This is a genomic window from Frankia sp. AgPm24 (genome assembly GCF_023243055.1).
Classification (GTDB): domain Bacteria; phylum Actinomycetota; class Actinomycetes; order Frankiales; family Frankiaceae; genus Frankia; species Frankia umida.
Map to the genome: position 1 here is coordinate 1 of NZ_JALKFW010000168.1, position 19,629 is coordinate 19,629.

Here is a 19,629-nt window from a genome sequence, read left to right on the forward strand (position 1 = left end):
ACGGGCCGTCGTCGACGGTGGTGTCGGGTGATCCGCGGGCGTTGGACGAGTTCCTGGCCGGTTGTGAAACGCAGGAGGTTCGGGTTCGGCGGATCGCGGTGGATTATGCGTCGCATTCGGCGCAGGTCGACGATGTCACGGACGAGTTGACGGCGGCTCTGGCCGATATCACCCCGCGGGTGCCGGAGATTCCGTTCTTCTCGACGGTGACCGGTGAGCCGGTGGACGCGGCGGTGTTGGATGCCGGTTACTGGGCGCGCAACCTGCGGGAGCCGGTTCTGTTCGAGCCGGTGGTGCGGGGCCTGGTCGAGGGCGGCCGTCGTGTTTTCGTCGAGGTCAGTCCGCATCCGGTGGTGACGGTCGGCATACAGGAGACCATCGACGCGGCGGATTCGGGTGCGGTGACCATCGGGACGCTGCGCCGTGATGACGGGGGTCCCCGTCGCTTCCTCGCGAGTGTGGCCGAGGCGTTCACGCACGGGGTTGCGGTGGACTGGGCGCCGGCGTTCGGGGCGTCGCCGCGGCGGGTCGATCTGCCCACCTATGCCTTCCAGGAACAGCGGTACTGGGTGGACGTGCCCAGCACCACCGCGGTGCCCGAGATCACGGCCGGGGCGCCGGCGGATCCGGCCACCGCCCGGTTCTGGGCCGCGGTGGACCAGGAGGACCTGACCGCGCTGACGGCCGCCCTCGACGCCGATGCCGCGATCGAACCACTGCGGGCGGCCCTGCCGGTGCTCTCGTCCTGGCGCCGTCGCGAGGCCCGGGCGTCCGTCATCGACACCTGGCGCTACCGGGTCACCTGGCGCCCGATCGAGGCCACGACGTCGGGCGCCCTCACCGGCTCCTGGCTGCTGGTACACCCCGTCGGTCACGGTACGGACCCGTGGGTGGTCGGCACCACCGACGGCCTGCGCCGGGCGGGCGTCGACGTCATCCCGGTGGAGCTCGCGGACGGCGCCGCCGACCGCGCCGCGGTCGTCGCCGCGCTGACGAACGTTCTGGCCGGCACCGACGTTCTGGCCGGCACCGACGTTCTGGCCGGCACCGTGCGACCCGTCGGAGTCCTGTCCACCTTGGCGTTCGCCGAGACCGCCCACCCGGCGCATCCGGGGTTGCCGGTGGGGCTGGCGCTGAACCTGGCGCTCGCCCAGGCCCTGGGCGACCTCGACGTGACGGCGCCGCTGTGGATGCTGACCCGGGGCGGTGTGTCCCTCGGCCGGTTCGAGCCGATCGATGCTCCCGTCCAGGCGGCGGTCTGGGGACTGGGCCGGGTCGTCGGCCTGGAACATCCCGACCGCTGGGGTGGTCTGGTCGACCTGCCGGAGGGGTGCGACGAACGCGCCGTGGCCCGGCTGCTCGCGATCGTCGCGGCCGACCCGGTGGACGGTGGCGAGGACCAGCTCGCGATCCGGCCCGCGGGAACGTTCGCCCGCCGGCTGGTCCGGGCGGCCCCCGGCCAGCGAGAGACCGCCCACCAGACCAACCAGACCAACCAGACCAACCAGACCGCGCGGGACGACCAGGGCGGCGGCACGGGCTGGCGGCCGCGCGGCACCGTCCTCGTCACCGGTGGCACCGGCGCGCTCGGTCCCAGGCTGGCCCGCTGGCTGGCCCACGCCGGCGCCGACCACGTCGTCCTGGTCTCGCGACGAGGCGCGCAGGTCGCCGGGATGACCGACGTCGCCGCCGACGTCATCGCCGCGGGCGCCCGGCTGACCGTGACGGCCTGCGACCTGCGGGACGCGGACGCCGTGGCCGGCCTCGTGGCCGATCTGGCCGCCGCGGGCTCGCCGGTGCGCGCGGTCGTGCACGCCGCCGCCGTCATCGAGCTGGCCCCGCTCGCCGGCCTCACCGCGGCCGATCTCGCCGCTGTCCTCACCGCGAAGGCGGTCGGCGCGCGCACCCTGCACGACGCGCTCGGAGACACCCCGCTGGACGCCTTCGTGCTGTTCTCCTCGATCGCGGGAGTGTGGGGCAGCGGTGACCACGGCGCCTACGCGGCCGCGAACGCCTATCTCGACGCGTTCGCCCAGTGGCGCCGCGACCAGGGCCTGGTCGCCACCTCGATCGCCTGGGGGGTCTGGGACAGCTCCGAGGTGTGGGCGAGCACCGCCACCCCGGACGGCCTCGATCTGGACCGGGTCCGCCGCCAGGGCCTGCCGTTCCTCGACCCGCAGCTGGCGATGACGGCCATGGCCAGGGTTCTCGCCGACGACGAGACGCACATCGCTGTCGCCGACGTCGAGTGGGAACGCTTCGCACCGGTGTTCACCTCGGCCCGTCCCAGCCCGCTGCTGAGCGAGATCCCGCAGGTCCGGCAGGCACTGGGTGCCGACGCCGCGGATGGTACCGGCGCCGACCGCCCGGCCGTGACGTCGTCGGCGTCGGCACTCGTCGACCGGGTGCGGGGCCTGCCCGCGGCCGAGGCCGGCCGGGTGCTGCTGGAGCTGGTCCGGACCGAGGCGGCCGCGGTGCTCGGGCATCGGGGCGCCGGATCGGTCGACGCCGCCCGCGCGTTCCGTGAGCTGGGGTTCGACTCGCTCACCTCGGTGGACCTGCGTAACCGGCTGGGCGCGGCCATCGGCCGGCGCCTGCCCACCACCCTGGTCTTCGACTACCCGAACCCGACGGCGCTGGCCGAATTCCTGCGCGTCGACCTCGTCGGTGCCACACCGACCGTTCCCTTTGCCGCCACGACCGGTTCCACACCCGGTGCCGCGGAGGAGCCGATCGCGATCCTCGCGCTCGGCCTGCGCTTCCCCGGTGGGGTGCGGACCCCGGAGGACCTGTGGCGGGTGCTGGCCGCCGGCGAGGACGTCATCGGCGACTTCCCGACCGATCGCAACTGGGACCTCGACGCGCTCTACGATCCCGACCCCGACCATCCCGGCACCTCGTACACCCGCCGGGGCGGTTTCCTGCGCGACGCCGGGCACTTCGACCCCGACTTCTTCGGCATCTCGCCCCGGGAGGCCCTGGCGATGGACCCGCAGCAGCGGCTCCTGCTCGCCACCTCGTGGGAGGCGTTCGAGCGGGCCGGGATCGAGCCGGGTTCGCTGCGCGGTGCCCCGGTCGGGGTGTTCGTCGGCGCGAACTACCAGGACTACGTCCTCGGTGCGGCGGCGTCCCCCGACAACGCCGAGGGGCATCTGCTCACCGGGGGCGCGCCCAGTGTGCTCTCCGGCCGGCTCGCCTACACCTTCGGCCTGGAGGGTCCGGCCGTCACGATCGACACCGCCTGTTCGTCGTCGCTGGTGGCCATGCACCTGGCGAGCCAGGCGCTGCGGCGCGGGGAGTGCTCGCTGGCGCTCGCCGGCGGTGTCGCGATCATGGCGACTCCGGGGGCGTTCGTCGGTTTCAGCCGCCAGCGGGGCCTGGCCGTCGACGGCCGCTGCAAGGCGTTCTCCGCCGCGGCGGACGGTATGGGCATGGCCGAGGGTGTCAGCATGCTGGTGCTGGCCCGGCTGTCCGACGCACGCAGCGCCGGGTATCCCGTCCTCGCCGTGATCCGGGGCTCGGCGGTCAACTCCGACGGGGCGAGCAACGGCCTGACCGCCCCCAACGGACCGTCCCAGCAGCGGGTGATCCGCCAGGCGCTGGCCACCTCCGGTCTGCGCGCCGACGAGATCGACGCGGTCGAGGCGCACGGAACCGGCACGACCCTCGGGGATCCGATCGAGGCCCAGGCCCTGCTCGCGACCTACGGCCAGGGACGGCCGGCGGACCGGCCGCTGTGGCTCGGATCGCTGAAGTCGAACATCGGGCACACCCAGGCGGCATCGGGTGTGGCCGGAGTCGCCAAGATGGTCCTCGCCCTGCACCACGGCGTGCTCCCGCGGACCCTGCACGCGGAGGAAGCGTCCCCGCACGTCGACTGGACGGCAGGCGCGGTCCGGCTGCTCACCGAGCCCGTCCCCTGGCCCGCCCGGCAGCGGCCACGCCGGGCCGGGGTGTCGTCGTTCGGCATGAGCGGCACCAACGCCCATCTCGTCCTCGAGGAGCCACCGGCACCAGGGCCTGGAGCAGCGGGTGGTGAGGTCGATCCCACGGCTGACCCGACCAGTGCCGTGGCCGATGGCTCTGTGGCCGGCGAACCTGTGGCCGGCGAACCTGTGGCCGGTGAGCAGGATCTGCCCGCGCTGCCGTGGCTGATCTCCGGCCGCACGCCGGTGGCGCTGCGCGCGTCGGCCGCCGCGCTGCGCACCCACCTCGCCGACCATCCCGAGCAGGCCCTCGCCGATGTCGGGGCGGCGCTGCGGCGGCGATCGGCCTTCGAACACCGGGCCGCGCTGCGACCGGGCGGCCGCGGGAGCCTGCTCGCTGGGCTGGACGCGCTGGCCGCGGGCGCTCCCACGGCCGAGGTCCGCGAGGGCGTCGCCCGCTCCGGCCGGTCGGTCGTGTTCGTCTTTCCCGGCCAGGGCACACAGTGGGCGGGGATGGCGACCGGCCTGTTCGCGGACTCGGCGGTCTTCCGCGAGCGCATCGAGCAGTGCGCCGAGGCGCTGGCCCCGCAGGTGGACTGGTCGCTGCCCGACGTGCTGCGCGGCACGGCAGGGGCGCCATCGCTGGACCGGGTGGACGTCGTCCAGCCGACCCTGTTCGCCGTGATGGTGTCGCTGGCGGCGCTGTGGCGTTCCCACGGGGTGGAACCGGCGGCGGTCGTCGGACACTCGCAGGGCGAGATCGCCGCCGCCTGCGTCGCGGGCGGACTGTCCCTGGCCGACGCCGCGCGGGTGGTGGCGCTGCGGGCGAAGGCGCTCGGGGCACTGGCCGGGCGGGGCGGCATGGTCGCGGTGGCGTTGCCGGTCGAGGAGGTCCAGGCGCGGCTGGCGCCGTGGGCGGCGGATCTGTCCGTCGCCGCGGTGAACGGCCCGCGCTCGACCGTGGTGGCCGGCTCCACCGACGCGCTCGCCGCGCTGTCGGCCGACTGCGTGGCCGAGGGGGTCCGCATCCGTCGCATCCCGGTCGACTACGCCTCGCACTCGGCCCAGGTCGACGAGATCGGGCCGCGGCTGCGCGAGCTGCTCGCGCCGGTGCGCCCGCGGACGGCCTCGGTGCCGTTGTACTCGACGGTCACCGGTGGCCTGCTCGACACCGCGACCATGGATGCCGAGTACTGGGTGACGAACCTGCGGCGGACGGTGCGCTTCGACGAGACCACCCGCGCCCTGCTCGCCGCCGGACACGATGTGTTCGTCGAGGTGAGCCCGCACCCCGTCCTGACGGTCGGCATCCAGGAGACGATCGACGGGACACCGGTGGAGCCGAACGCGGACGCCGGCGATCCGGTCACCGTCGCGACGCTGCGCCGCGACGAGGGTGGGGCACCCCGGATGCTCGACGCGCTGACGGAGGCCTACCTGCACGGGGTCGACGTGCGCTGGCCGGACGCCACCGGTGACGGTCCGCCACCGGTCGACCGGCCGGACCTCGCGGCGGTGACGACCAGCCTGCCCACCTATCCCTTCCAGGAACGGCGCTACTGGTGGGCGGCGACGTCCCCCGCCGCGGTCGGCGACGTCGCCGCCGCCGGGATCGCTCCCGCCGACCATCCGCTGCTGGGCGGGGTCGTCGAGCTCGCGGACGGCCACGGCCACATCCTGACCGGCCGGCTGTCCCGGCGAACGCATCCCTGGCTCGCCGACCACATGTTCGCCGGTTCCGTCCTGCTGCCGGGCACCGGGTTCGTCGAGCTGGCGCTGCGCGCGGCCGAACAGGTCGGCTGCGACCGGGTCGAGGAGTTCACCCTCGACTCCCCGCTGATCCTGCCCGAACGGGACGCGGTGGACCTTCAGCTGCGGATCGACGGTCCCGACGACCGTGGGAACCGTGCGCTGACCCTGCACGCCCGCCCCGCGGGCGACCCCGGCGCCGACTGGGTCAGGCATGCCGGAGGTCTGCTCGCCGGTGAGGCGACGGCCGGCGCGACGGCCGGGCCCGATCCGGCCGACGAACCCGCGTTCGCCGAGCTGGCGGGAAGCTGGCCGCCACCGGGCGCCTCGGCGGTGGATCTCGACGGCGTGTACGAGCGGTTCGCCGCCGCCGGCTACGCCTACGGGCCGGCCTTCCAGGGTCTGCGGTCGGTGTGGACCCGCGGTGCGGACGTCTTCACCGAGGTCGCGCTGGCATCGGACCTCCAGGGCACAGCCGGTTCGTTCGGGCTGCACCCGGCGCTGTTGGACGCCGCGTTGCAGAGCCTGTGGGTCGCCGCCGCGGCCGACGAGGGCGCCGACTCCGGTGGCCAGGCCGCCCGGCTGCCGTTCTCCTGGGACGGGGTGTCCCTGCTCGCGGCGGGCGCCGGCCGGCTGCGAGCCTGGCTGAGCCCGCTGGGTCCAGACCGGACCCGGATCGTCCTCGCCGATCAGGCCGGAAACCCGGTCGCCGTGGTGGACTCCCTGGTCACGCGGCCGGTGGGAGACCAGCCCGTGGGACTCACCGGTGTCGGTGACCGGCTGTTCGCGCTCGACTGGGCGGCGTCGGCCACCGGCCAGACACCGCGAACGGTCCAGCCCTGGGCTGCCCTTGATGTCGGGCAGCCGGCGACGGACGGGGGCCTGGGGCTGCCGACCCGCTCGTATCCCGACCTGGACGCGCTCGCGGCCGCCCACCCGATCGCCGCTCCGCCCGCGGTGGTGCTCCTACCCCTTCGCCCCGTCGCGGCCGAGGCGCGGGACGTGCCCGGCGACCCGCCGGGCGAGGTGCGGCGGGCGACCCACCGGGCGTTGGCCTGGTTGCAGACCTGGCTTGCGGACGAGCGTTTCGGGTCGTCCCGGCTGGTGCTGGTGACCCGGGGGGCGGTGGCGGCACGCCCCGGGGAGGACGTGCGCGATCTCGCGGGCGCCGCGGTATGGGGCCTGGCACTGTCGGCACTGGCGGAGGCTCCGGACCGCTTCGTGCTTCTCGACCTGGATCCCGGCGATGCCCCGGATGCCGACATCGCCGGCGGTATCGGGAGGGCTTCTGACGGTGCGGTGTCGACCGACGCCCTGGTCGCCGCGGCGCTGGCGAGCGGGGAGCCGCGGCTGGCGATCCGGGACGGCGCCACCCGGGTCGCCCGGCTCGTCCGGGTCCCGACCACAGCGCCGACCGACGAGACCGAACCCGCCCGCTGGCGGCGCGACGGAACGGTCCTCGTCACCGGTGGCACGGGTGTCCTCGGTGCACTGGTGGCCCGGCATCTGGCCCACGTCCACGGGGTGCGCCGGCTGCTGCTGGTCAGCCGGCGCGGCAGCGCCGCCGAGGGCGCGGCCGAGCTCGTCACCGACCTGGCGGCCTGCGGCGTCGAGGTGTCCGTGCGGGCCGGTGACGTGGCGGACCGGGCCCAGCTCAGCGATCTGCTCGCCGCCATCCCGGCGGACCATCCCCTGACCGGTGTCGTCCACTGCGCCGGTGTCCTCGACGACGCGGTGATCCCGGCGCTGACCCCCGAACGGCTGGACCCGGTGCTGCGCCCCAAGGTCGACAGTGCCTGGCACCTGCACGAACTCACCCGCCAGCTTGACCTGTCGGCGTTCGTGCTGTTCTCCTCGGCCTCGGGCGTCTTCGGCGGGCCCGGTCAGGGCAGCTACGCCGCGGCCAACGCCTTCCTCGACGCCCTCGCCCATCGGCGGCGGGCGGCGGGCCTGCCGGCGACGTCGCTGGCCTGGGGGCTGTGGGAGCAGCGCAGCGAGCTGACCGGACGGCTCGGCGACCCCGACCTGCGACGGCTGGAACGAGCGGGGGTGCGGGCCCTGACCTCGGCCGAGGGGCTGCGGCTGTTCGACGCGGCCCTGGCCGCGGACCGGGCCCTGCTGGTCCCGGTCCGCCTGGACCTCGCCGCCCTCGGTGGTCGGGCCGGACCGGGTGGTGTCCCGCCGCTGCTGCGCGGGCTCGTGCGGACCCGTCCGCGCCGCGCCGCGGCCGTGGACGCGGTGGGCGACGGCGGGCCCGACACCCTGCGGCGGCGGTTGCTCACGGTGTCCCCCGAGGAACGGGACGAGATCCTCGCCGAGCTGGTGCTCGGCCAGGTCGGGGCTGTCCTCGGGCACGACCCGGGGTCCGCGGCGGCAGGGGGGCGAGCGTTCCGTGACCTGGGCTTCGACTCGTTGACCGCGGTCGAGCTGCGTAACCGACTGGGCGTGGCCACCGGTCTGCGGCTGCCCGCGACCCTGGTCTTCGACTACCCGACCCCCACGGCACTGGTGGGTTACCTGCGTGACGAGCTCGCCCCTGCCCCGGGCGAGACGGCCGCTGCGGGCGGGCCGGCCGGACCTGGAGTACCAGGCCAGCGGGGGGCGACGTCCGGAGCGGGCGGGACGGCCGAGCCGGCGGATGCCGTCGGGTCGGCCGCCGCGCTCGGGCGCCAGGCGGCGATCGCGTCGATGGACCTCGATGATCTTGTGCAGCTCGTCCTCGGGGACCAGGGGGCGCCCGCCGCCGGCCGGCCCGAGGTTTCCGGATCGGACGGAGCCGGTGACGCCGATGTCGCGTCCCGGCCTGACGGGTGGAGTCAGTGATGGCCACGTCGACGGAGAAGGTCGTCCAGGCACTGCGGACGGCGTTGCTGGACAACGACGCGCTGCGCGAGCGCAACCGCGACCTCGCGGACGCCGCGGGTGAACCGATCGCGATCGTCGGCATGGGCTGCCGGTATCCGGGCGGGGTGCGGTCCCCCGAACAGCTGTGGCGCCTGGTCGCCGACGGCGTCGACGCGGTCGGGGCCTTTCCCGCCGACCGCGGCTGGGACGTCGACGCACTGTTCGACCCCGACCCGGACCAGCCGGGCACCCTGTACACGGCCGAGGGCGGCTTCCTCGACGACGCCGCCACCTTCGACCCCGACTTCTTCGGCATCTCGCCGCGGGAGGCACTCGCGATGGACCCCCAGCAGCGGGTCCTGCTGGAGATCGCCTGGGAGGCGGTCGAACGGGCGAACATCGATCCACGCGGTCTGCGGGGCTCCGCCACCGGAGTGTTCGTCGGCGTGATGGCGACCGACTACGCCGCGCGCCTGCCCGCCGTTCCCGCCGACGTCGAGGGTTTTCTCGGCACCGGCACGGCGTCGAGTGTGGCGTCCGGACGCATCGCCTACGAGCTGGGCCTGGAAGGTCCGGCGCTGACCCTGGACACGGCCTGCTCGTCGTCACTGGTGGCCCTGCACCTGGCCTGTCAGGCACTGCGCCGCCGGGAGTGCGGGCTCGCCCTCGCCGGGGGTGTCACGGTCATGGCGAGCCCGGGGCTGTTCATCGGGTTCAGCCGGCAGCGCGGGCTGTCCCGCGACGGCCGGTGCAGGTCGTTCGCCGACGCGGCGGACGGCGCCGGGTTCGGGGAGGGCGCCGGCCTGCTGCTGCTCGAACGGCTCTCGGACGCCCGCCGGGCCGGGCGGCCGGTGCTCGCGGTCCTGCGCGGCTCGGCGGTGAACTCCGACGGGGCCAGCAACGGGCTGACCGCGCCGAACGGCCCGTCCCAGCAGCGGGTGATCCGGGCCGCGCTCGCGGACGCCCGCCTCGACCCGGCGGAGGTCGACGCCGTCGAGGGACACGGCACCGGGACGACCCTCGGTGACCCGATCGAGGCCCAGGCGCTGCTGGCGACCTACGGGCGCGACCGGGATCCACGGCGACCGCTGTGGCTCGGGTCGCTGAAGTCCAACATCTCCCACACGCAGGCCGCCGCCGGGGTCGGTGGCGTCATCAAGATGGTCATGGCGATCCGCCGCGGACTGCTGCCGCGGACCCTGCACGTGGACGGGCCCAGCCGCACCGTCGACTGGTCCGCGGGCGCGGTCCGACTGCTCACCGAGGCGATGCCGTGGCCGGCCGAGGACCGTCCGCGCCGCGCCGGTGTCTCCTCGTTCGGAGTCAGCGGGACGAACGCCCATCTGATCGTCGAACAGGCACCGGTGGACACCCCGACGGACGGCCCGCCCGACCCGCCCCCCGTCCGCGGCACCGACGGGACCGGCAGCACCGACGTCGCGCCTCCCGTCCCGCTGGTCCTGTCGGCGAACGACCACGAGACGCTGCGGGCCCAGGCCGAGCGGCTACGGGCCCAACTGGCCGACGCGACGTCCTGGCGCCCGGCCGATGTCGGGCACACACTGGTGACGGCCCGGGCACGCCACCCACACCGGGCGGTCGCCGTCGGCGCGGACCCGGGCGGGCTGCTCACCGCGCTTGCCGCGCTCGCCGAGGGGCGGCCCACCCCCATGGTCGCCACCGGTGTGGCGGACGCCAGCCGTGCGCCGGTGTTCGTCTTCTCCGGCCAGGGCAGCCAGTGGGCCGGAATGGCGCTGGAGCTGGCGGAGTCCTCGGCGGTGTTCCGGTCCCGGCTCGACCTGTGCGCGCAGGCGCTCGCCCCGCACGTCGACTGGTCGCTGTGGGATGTCCTGCGCGGCGCTGCCGGCGCACCCGGTCTGGACCGGTCCGACGTCGTCCAGCCGGCGCTGTTCGCGGTGATGACGGCGACGGCCGAGCTGTGGCGGACGTTCGGGGTCCGACCGGCGGCGGTGGTCGGACACTCCCAGGGCGAGATCGCCGCGGCCTGCGTCGCCGGGGCGATCAGCCTGCCCGACGCGGCCCTCGCCATCGCGCGCCGCGGCGCGGCGTTGGCGGCGGAGCTCGGCGGACAGGGCGGGATGGTCACGGTGGCACTGCCCCGGGCCGAGGTCGAGACGCTGCTCAGGCCCTGGGACGGGCGGCTCGCCGTCGCCGCGGTCAACACGTCCGACTCGGTCGTCGTCTCGGGGGAAACCGCCGCCCTGGCCGAGCTGCTGGAACGCTGCGCGACGGAGGGGACGCGGACCCGGCGGATCGCCGTCGACATCGCCTCCCACTCCCCGGCGGTCGACCGGGTCCGCGACCGGCTGCTGGCCGGGCTCGGGCCCGTGCGGCCGGTCTCCGCCGCGACACCGTTCTACTCCACGGTGGACGGCGAACGGATCGACACCGCGACCCTCGACGCCCCCTACTGGCTGCGTAACACCCGCCAGACCGTGGAGTTCGAGCGGGCGGTGCGCGCCCTGCTGGCCGACGGGCACCGGACGTTCATCGAGGTCGGCCCGCATCCGGTGCTGACCGCCGCGATCGGACAGATCGCCCTGGACGCCGGACTCGACCTCGCGGGCGTGGCCGGAGCCGGTCCGGACGCCGTCCTGACCATCGCCTCGGGGCGGCGCGACACGGGTGGTCTCGACCAGTTCCTGCTCGGGGTGGCCGCCGCGCACGTCCACGGGGTACCGGTGGACTGGAGCGCCGCGTTCACCGGCACCGGTGCGCGGCTCGTCGACCTGCCGACCTACCCGTTCCGGCGGCGCCGCTTCTGGCTGGAGGCGGACCGCGGTGTCGGCGGCGACGCCCCGTCGGTCGGTCTGGCCGCGGCCGATCATCCCCTGCTGGGGGCGGCCGTCGACTGGCCGGACGCCGGCCCGGTGGCGCTCACCGGCCGCCTGTCCACCCGCAGCCACCCGTGGCTCGCCGACCACGCGGTCACCGGCGTCGTGCTGCTACCCGGGACGGCGCTGGTGGAACTCGCGATCCGCGCCGGTGACCAGGTCGGACTCGACCAGGTGGCGGAACTGACCCTGGCGGCACCACTGATCATCCCGGCCGATACGGCGATCCACCTGCAGGTTCTCGTCGGTGCGGCCGACCCGTCGGGGCGGCGCGGCATCGACATCCGGTCCCGGGTCGAACCGGCCCGCTCCAGGTCGGCGCCCGGCTCCGCCGACCTGGACGCGCAGGAGCACATCCCGTGGACGACGCACGCGACCGGGGTTCTGTCGAGCCGGGCCACCTCTCGACCAGGCACGGATCGACCGGGCCCGGACGAGATCGGGGTGTGGCCACCGACCGGCGCGCAGCAGATCGACCTCGACGGCTGCTACGAGCGGTTCGCGGAGTCCGGTTTCGGCTACGGTCCGGCCTTCCAGGGCCTGCGGGCGCTCTGGCGCCGGGACGAGGAGCTGTTCGCCGAAGTCGTCCTGCCCGCGGAGCAGCACCCCGACGCCGGCCGGTTCGGTGTGCATCCGGCGCTGCTCGACGCGGCGTTCCAGGCCGTCGGCTTCCTCGGTGGGCCGGTTCCCGCCGGGGCACTCGGCCGGCTGCCGTTCTCGTGGTCCGAGGTGCGGCTGCACGCCACCGGCGCCACCACCCTGCGGGTCCGGCTCACCCCGCAGGAAGGCGACGCGGTGTCCCTGCTCGCCGCCGACGTCGCCGGCCGGACGGTCGTCTCCGTCGGCGCGCTGACCCTGCGCCCGGTGCCCGCGGGGGCGCTGGCGCGGGCGGCGGACGACACCCGCGCCACCCGGTTCAGGGGAAGTGACTGCCTGTTCCGGATCTGGTGGGCGCCGGTGACGGCGGATCTCGCGGTCCGGGCTGGATCCGGCCCACCGTCCACCGCGGTGCTCGGCCCCGCGCAGGACAGCCTCGTCGAGGGCCTCCTCGCCGGGCTCGTCGCCACCGGCACGCCGGCCCGGCTGACCGAAACGCTCGCCGATGTGACGGCACCGGACGTTCCCGGCCCGGATCTGGTGTTCACCCTCGTGCCCGGCGGCGACCCGGACACGGATGTTCCGGGTGCCGTACGGGCGGCCACCGCCGCCGCGCTGGCGCTTGTCCAGCAGTGGCTGGCCGACGAACGGTTCTCGTCCAGCCGGCTGGTGTTCGTGACCCGGGAGCTGATCGCCGCGGACGGCGACCCCGGGACGTCGGGGCGGCCCGGGCGCGATCTTGCGGCCGCCGCGGTCCGCGGTCTGGTCCGCTCGGCCCAGTCGGAGCACCCGGACCGCTTCGTGCTGGTCGACCTGGACGATCACGTCGAGTCGTACGCGGTCCTCCCGGCGGCGCTGAGGACCGACGAACCGCGGCTCGCGGTGCACACCGGGATGGTCCGCGCCGAACGGCTGGTCCGGCTCACCACCCCGCCCGGTGTGGCGGACGACGCCGTGGCGGGGGACGACGCCGTGGCGGGGGACGGGACCGCGGGCAGCGCGCCGGTCTGGGCGACGCACGGAACGGTGCTGGTCACCGGGGCCACCGGCACGCTCGGTCGGCTGGTCACCCATCACCTCGCCACCGCCCACGGGGTGCGGCGACTGCTGCTGCTCAGCCGGCAGGGTGCCCAGGCGGCCGGCGCGGCGCAGCTGCTCGCGCAGCTTGGCGCCCTCGGGGTCAACGCCACGCTCACCGCCTGCGACGTCGCCGACCGGGAGGCACTCGCCGGCGCGCTGGCGTCCATCCCGGCCGAGTTCCCGCTGTCCGGTGTGGTGCACACGGCCGGTGCGGTCGACGACGGGGTCATCGCCGCGCTGACCCCGGCGCGTATCGACGCGGTGCTGCGACCGAAGGCGGACGCCGCCTGGCACCTGCACGAGCTGACCCGCGACGCCGACCTGACCGCCTTCGTCCTGTACTCGTCGGCGGCGGGGGTCTTCGGCAGCGCCGGGCAGGGCAACTACGCCGCGGCCAACGCCGTCCTCGACGCCCTGGCGGTCCAGCGCCGGGCGGCGGGCCAGCCGGCGACGTCACTGGCCTGGGGAATGTGGGAGCAGCGCAGCGCGCTGACCGCCCACCTGGGCGCCGCCGACCTGACCCGGATGTCGGCCAGCGGGTCACGACCACTGTCGAGCGAGCAGGGGCTGGCCCTGTTCGACGCGGCCCTGGCGACCGCCGTGCCGGTGGCCGTGCCGATCTGGCTGACCCCCGTGGCCCTGCGCGTACGGTCCGGCGGATCGGCCACCGGGAAGCGGGCCGTAGGGGCAGGTACTGTGCCGCCGTTGCTGCGTGGCCTCGTCGACGGCCCGGGACCCACCCGCCAGGGCTCCACCCGCCGGGTCGTCGACGCCGCCGTCGAACGCGATGCGTTCGCGCGCCGGCTTGCCGGGCTCGGCGGGCCCGAGCGGGAGGCGACGCTCGTCGAGCTGGTCCGCGCCGACGTGGCGTCGGTGCTCGGCCATGCCAGCACCGACGAGGTGGCGGCGCACCGCAGCTTCCTGGAGCTGGGATTCGACTCGCTGACCGGCATCGGCCTGCGCAACCGGCTGGCCGACGCCACCGGGCTGCGGCTGCGGCCCACCGTTGTGTTCGACCATCCGACCCCCGTCGAGCTCGCCCGGTACCTGTCCGCCGAGCTGGCCCGGGCGGCCGTGGACGACGAGCGGACCGCCGGGGTGAGCACGCCGTCGTCGGAGCTCACCGACCCCGGATCGTCCGATCCGGCGGCGCAGGCCAGCGCCGAACCAGCCACCGCGCTGTTTCGCCGGGCCACCGCCAGCGGCAAGATCAAGATTGGGCTGGACCTGCTGCGGGACGCGGCGCTGCTGCGGCCGATGTTCACCGGCGTCGACGACCTCCCCCGGATTCCCGCACCGGTGCGCATCGCCCGCGGGCCCGCCCGTCCGCCGATCATCTGCTTCTCGTCCTTCGTCGCGCTCGGTGGGGTCCACCAGTTCCTGCGGTTCGCGTCGTTCTTCCGCGGCGAACGGGACGTGTCCGTGGTGGCGCTGCCCGGCTTCGAGGACGCCGAGGCGCTACCGACCAGTGTCGACGCCCTGATCGACCTGCTGGCCGAGACCGTCGCCATCCACGGCGGCGGGGTACCGCCCGTCCTGCTGGGCGCGTCGTCCGGTGGCCTGCTCGCCGTCGCCGCGGCGCGGGCACTGGAGCGCCGGGGACTCGACCCGGCGGCTGTCGTCCTGCTCGACACCTACCTGGCCAACGACCAGGCCATCGCCCAGTTCCAGGACGTGCTGGTCGGTGGGATGTTCGAACGGGAGGGGGCGTTCGTCGCGATGAACGACACCCGACTGACGGCCATGGGCTGGTACTGCGACCTGTTCGCGGACTGGGCACCAGCGCCGATGTCGACGCCCGTCCTGCTGGTGCGGGCCGCCGAACCGCTGGTCGACGTCGCACCCGAGGACCTGGCGACGGACTGGCGTTCCTCCTGGCCGAGCGCCCACACCGTCCTCGACGTGCCGGGAAACCACTTCACCATCGGCGAACAGCACGCGGAGGTCACCTCCGGCGTCGTCCGGGACTGGCTCCAGAACATCCTCGGCGAGCAGGTGGGACACACCCGGGTCGAGTACTCGTGAACGGTGTCGACGACCGTTCTCCGACGACGACGAAAGGCCGACCATGACCGACATCGCTGTCCTCGAAAGCCTGTGGTTCCGGCGGTTCGCCGCCGCGCGGAACACCGGTATCCGCCTGGTCTGCTTTCCGCACGCCGGTGGATCGGCGACGTTCTACCAGCCTTTCGCCCGGGACCTGGAATCCGTCGCCGACCTGTGGGCGGTGCAGTATCCGGGCCGCCAGGACCGGCGGTCGGAGCCGCCCTTCGAGAGCATCGACGACGTCGCCGACCAGGTGGCCGGGCTGCTCGGATCCGCCGCCGGCCCGCCGCTGGCGTTCTTCGGCCACAGCATGGGCGCGGTCGTGGCCTTCGAGGTGGCCCGCCGGCTCGACCGGGCCGGCCGACCCGGCCCGGTCGCCCTGTTCGTCTCCGGCCGCCGTGCCCCCTCGGTGCCCCGGATCGAGCTGGTCCACCAGGGAACCGACGCCGACATCCTGCGTGCGCTGCACGAGCTCGCCGGAACGGACCCAAGGATTCTCGGCGACGAGGAGATCCAGCAGATGATCCTGCCCGTCGTGCGCGGCGACTACCGGGCCGTCGAGCGTCACCGCCACGTTCCCGGACCCCCACTGACCTGTCCCGTCGTCGCCTTCGGCGGGGACGACGACCCGCACGCCTCGGTCGCGGACCTGCGCGCCTGGGCCGACCACACCACCGGCCCCTTCGAAGCGCACATCCTCCCCGGCGGCCACTTCTATCTGGTGAACGAGCGCGAGGGTGTCACGGCCGCCATCGCGGAAAACCTGGCTGCCCTCACCGGTCCGGTCAGTGGTAGCCGGAAATAAGAACGGATCTTTCATTGACGCCGCCTCGGGTGGCGCCGAACGAAAGGATGGAAAGATGAGCATCGGTTACATTCTTGGTGGCGGAATCAGCCACGATCCGGGCGCCGGATCCGAGCTGTACGACGCCTTCGAGGTGATGCGCGCACTCTACGCGGACATCAGCGGATGGACCGGTCTGACACCGGCGCGGATCCGCACCGAGGAGCTGCCCGAGGAGCAGGAGGCCCGGCAGTCGATCGGCGCCATCCGCCAGGCGGCGCTCGCCCTGGGCATCCACGACATCCTCGCGGAGCAGGGAATCCATCCCAGCGCGGTGGGCGGGTTGAGCCTCGGCGCGATGAGCAGCAGCTGCCTGGCGGGTTCGATCGACCGGGAGGCGTTCTTCGGCCTGCTGTGGCAGACCCGGCTCACGCCGCCGCCGGCACCGGACGCCCCCGCCCAGGGCCTCGCGCTCGCCTTCGTGCCGATCGAAGAGGACACCCAGAGCTACCACGAACCGGCCCGACCCGGTGTCCATCTCGCCGGCGACTTCGGCACCGCCTTCGACGGCACGAAGGCCATGCTGATGCTCGCCGGCTACCGGGATGCCCTGGAGGCGTTGTCCGCGCAGGTTCCCCCCGGGACGGTGGTGGTCCTGCCCGGCGTGACGACGGCGGTGCACAGCCCGCTGCGGCAGGCGGCCAACGACTACCTGGCGCCGTACATCGAGGCGGTCGAGTTCCGCGCGCCCACGATCCCGCTGGCGTCCTGTCTGGAGGAGAAGGCACTGACCACCGGCGACCAGGTGCGTGACCTGTTCCTGCGCAACGCCGTCACCCCGATCAGCATGGTCCACCTGATCTCGGGCCTCGCGCTCGGTGGCACCCGGCTCGGCGTGGTGATCGGCCCGGCCGTGCCGGAAGGCGTCATCGCCTTTCCGTTCCCGGTCGTGCACGTGGAGAAGCCGGAGCACCTCACGGATCTGAGCACCGCCATCTACGACCTCGGCATCGACCTCACGCTCCCACAGGGAGCCTGACATGCCCGCGGCGCCGGGGTCGGCGGTGCGGTCGCGGTACGCGGCGCTGACCGAGCAGTGGCTGGCCGAGGACCTCGACGCCTGGACGGCGCGGGTCGTGCGGCGCCACTTCGACCCGCAGGGGGGCAGCCCCTACTGGCTCGCTCGCGCCACCGACCTGCCGTTCGACCCGCGTGACATCACCCGCTACGACGAACTGACCAGTTTCGGGCCGTTCCCCCTCGACGTCCTGCGCGAGGCGGATCCGACCGGGTTGGTGCCCCTATCCGTGCCCAGGCCGCTGAGCGGGCGGATCTGGGAGTCCGGCGGCACGACCGGCAGCCCGTGCCGGGTCTTCTACACCCCGCGGATGATCCTGCACCGGGGAGTGTGGCGGCGCTGGTCGTTCGTGACCGAGGGCTTCGAACCCGAGCGCCGCTGGCTGCACGCCACCCCGACCGGCCCCCACCTGATCGGCAACGGCGCCTGGGAGATCTCCGAGCTCTACGCCTCGCTGGTCTACGGCATCGACATGGATCCCCGCTGGATCAAACGCCTGATCCGCGCGGGACGGCTCAAGGACGCGGCCGACTACACCGATCACCTGCTCGAACAGATCAGTACGGTGCTGGCCACCCAGCCGGTCGACTACCTGAACACCACCCCGGCGCTGTTCGCGGCGCTGGCCCGCCGCCACCCCGACCTCGCGGGCCGTCTGGCCGGGGCCCGGCTCAGCGGCACCCAGCTCAGCGGGGACATGTACCGCGAGTTCGTCGCGGTTCTGGGCGGCGGTCCGTGCGGGGTCAGCTACGGCAACACCTTCGGCAACGCGGCCAGCCTTCCCGTCGAGCGCGACGGCGATCTGCTGCCCTACGTGCCCAACTATCCGCAGGTCACGATGGCGGTGGTCGACAAGGCCGACTGGCGGCGGACGGTCGGTTACGGCGAGGGCGGCCAGGTGCGCCTCACCGTCCTGCACGACGACCTGTTCCTGCCGAACGTGCTGGAACGCGACCAGGCCGTCCGCTACGACACCGGCGACGGCTGGCCCTGTGACGGCGTGGCCAACGTCCGTCCGTTGCAGATCGCCCAGTCGGCACCGGAGGGACTGTACTGACGAGTCCACGCAGCGCTGCCGCCGGCGGCATGATCCTCTCGCGTGCCATCGCCGGGACTCCTACAGTGACGTCGCACGGTGTCATCTTGTGGTGGCTCCGTGTCGTCGCGCCGAGGCCCGCGCGGATCCTGTTGTCCTGACGGAACATGGTGCTCTCCGGTGCCGGGTCGTGGCCACCGGGTAGCGCCTGTCCGGCCTGACAAGCTCCTTCGACCACCTCGGATGGTGCGATGAACGAGGTCGGCAGCACGGCACGGACCGCGTACCTGGACCGGGACCCGGTGCACGCGACGGTGCACGTCCGCGGAGCGCGGCTCGCGTACAGCGACGAGGGTTCGGGACCCGCGGTGGTCCACGCCCATGGGCTCCTCCAGAGCCGGGCCACCGAGCGGGCGTCGGGGATGTTCGACTGGACACCGGTCGTCGCCGCCGGACGGCGGTTGGTGCGCTACGACGCCCGCGGCCACGGCGCGTCGACCGGTACGCCGACCCCCGCGTCGTACACCTGGCCGCAGCTCGCCGGCGATCTCCTGGGCCTGCTCGACCACCTCGTCGGCCCGGAGCCGGTCAGTGGGATCGGCTGCTCGCTGGGCACCGCCACCCTTCTGCACGCCGCCGTGCGGGAACCGGGTCGCTTCGATCGGCTGGTCCTGACCGCTCCACCCACCGCCTGGGCCTCCCGGGCGGCCCAGGCCGACCTGTACCGGCTTGCGGCTGACCTCGTGGAAACACGCGGATCCGGCGCTCTCGCGAAGCTCGCCGCCCGGTCCCTCGCCGCTCCGGCGTTCGCCGATCTCCCTGATCTTCCCGGACCGGCGTCGGCCCCCGCCGTCGGCGAGGAGCTCCTCCCCGCGGTCCTGCGGGCCGCCGCGGCCTCCGATCTTCCCGCCGAGCAGGACCTGGCCACCCTCGACCTGCCCGTGCTGATCCTCGCCTGGGCCGGTGATCCCGGGCATCCGGTCTCCACGGCCGAACGACTCGCCGAACTGATGGCCGGCGCACGGCTGCACGTCGCCGAATCAGGGGCTCAACTGCGACAGTGGGGCGTGACGGCGGCCCGGTTCCTGACGCCCGCCGCCAGGCTGCGGGCACCTGTGGGGCGTCCGGCCCGGTAGGGCTCCAGAACCCCGTATGTGGATGATGACCTGCACGTCTGCCGGACGAGGCATGCGTCGGGCAGGCTGGATGGTTGCGTTGTGGCCGCTGCTCTACGTTCCGACACGGAGCGCTTTCAGGCGGATGTTGTCCGGGGTACATGGAAGGCTCTGTTGTATCCGTGCGGGCAGGGTCTTGTGCTGACGGCCGGGCATGAGCGCGGGCTACATGGTGAGGCGGACCGGCTCGGCATCGGGCATCTCGTCCAGAGCGGCGAGGTGTCCGACGATCAGGATGTCGGCGCTGAGCTTGCACGGGGACGGGACGGCCCGCGTTCGTCCGCGTTGGGCGCGGAGCTGGCGAGCTGATCGCGACCGTGGACGAAGGCCGGGCGTGAACGGCACTGGAACGTATGAGGAATATGATGAGAGGTGATTGCCGGACCGGGTTGGTGTCGGTCGTTGCGCGGCGGTGCATGTCACCTGCCCGGCTTGGGGCGCGGGTGCGTGGCTGATGTC

Annotated in this window: 7 protein-coding genes; all 7 read left to right on the forward strand. The window is 74.1% G+C overall.

Annotated elements, in window-relative coordinates; genetic code table 11:
• Nucleotides 1-8,498, forward strand: an 8,498-nt coding sequence (locus MXD61_RS10435) for a type I polyketide synthase (protein ID WP_285223220.1), incomplete at its 5' end; no start/stop codon positions are given.
• On the forward strand, nucleotides 8,498-15,076 hold the full coding sequence (locus tag MXD61_RS10445) for a type I polyketide synthase (RefSeq protein WP_248812633.1): 6,579 nt from the start codon (nucleotides 8,498-8,500) through the stop codon (nucleotides 15,074-15,076). The genes MXD61_RS10435 and MXD61_RS10445, both read left to right, overlap by 1 nt.
• Before the next feature lie 43 nt (nucleotides 15,077-15,119).
• Nucleotides 15,120-15,902 (forward strand): thioesterase II family protein, encoded by a 783-nt coding sequence (locus MXD61_RS10450; protein WP_248812634.1) that lies wholly within the window; start codon nucleotides 15,120-15,122, stop codon nucleotides 15,900-15,902.
• 55 nt (nucleotides 15,903-15,957) lie between these two features.
• On the forward strand, nucleotides 15,958-16,920 hold the full coding sequence (locus MXD61_RS10455; RefSeq protein ID WP_248812635.1) for a hypothetical protein: 963 nt from the start codon (nucleotides 15,958-15,960) through the stop codon (nucleotides 16,918-16,920).
• Between the two features lies 1 nt (nucleotide 16,921).
• Nucleotides 16,922-18,016 carry a hypothetical protein gene (locus MXD61_RS10460; protein ID WP_248812636.1) on the forward strand — a complete coding sequence of 365 codons (1,095 nt, stop codon included), beginning with the start codon at nucleotides 16,922-16,924 and terminating at the stop codon, nucleotides 18,014-18,016.
• 230 nt (nucleotides 18,017-18,246) lie between these two features.
• Nucleotides 18,247-19,131 carry an alpha/beta fold hydrolase gene (locus MXD61_RS10465; RefSeq protein WP_248812637.1) on the forward strand — a complete coding sequence of 295 codons (885 nt, stop codon included), beginning with the start codon at nucleotides 18,247-18,249 and terminating at the stop codon, nucleotides 19,129-19,131.
• 177 nt (nucleotides 19,132-19,308) lie between these two features.
• Nucleotides 19,309-19,479 carry a hypothetical protein gene (locus tag MXD61_RS10470; RefSeq protein WP_248812638.1) on the forward strand — a complete coding sequence of 57 codons (171 nt, stop codon included), beginning with the start codon at nucleotides 19,309-19,311 and terminating at the stop codon, nucleotides 19,477-19,479.
• Nucleotides 19,480-19,629 lie beyond the last annotated feature (150 nt).

Bases quoted from the DNA above. Each gene is read 5' to 3' on its own strand.
- MXD61_RS10445 (WP_248812633.1), top strand. From the start codon at position 8,498: ATGGCCACGTCGACGGAGAAGGTCGTCCAGGCACTGCGGACGGCGTTG.
- MXD61_RS10450 (WP_248812634.1), top strand. From the start codon at position 15,120: ATGACCGACATCGCTGTCCTCGAAAGCCTGTGGTTCCGGCGGTTCGCC.
- MXD61_RS10455 (WP_248812635.1), top strand. From the start codon at position 15,958: ATGAGCATCGGTTACATTCTTGGTGGCGGAATCAGCCACGATCCGGGC.
- MXD61_RS10460 (WP_248812636.1), top strand. From the start codon at position 16,922: ATGCCCGCGGCGCCGGGGTCGGCGGTGCGGTCGCGGTACGCGGCGCTG.
- MXD61_RS10465 (WP_248812637.1), top strand. From the start codon at position 18,247: ATGAACGAGGTCGGCAGCACGGCACGGACCGCGTACCTGGACCGGGAC.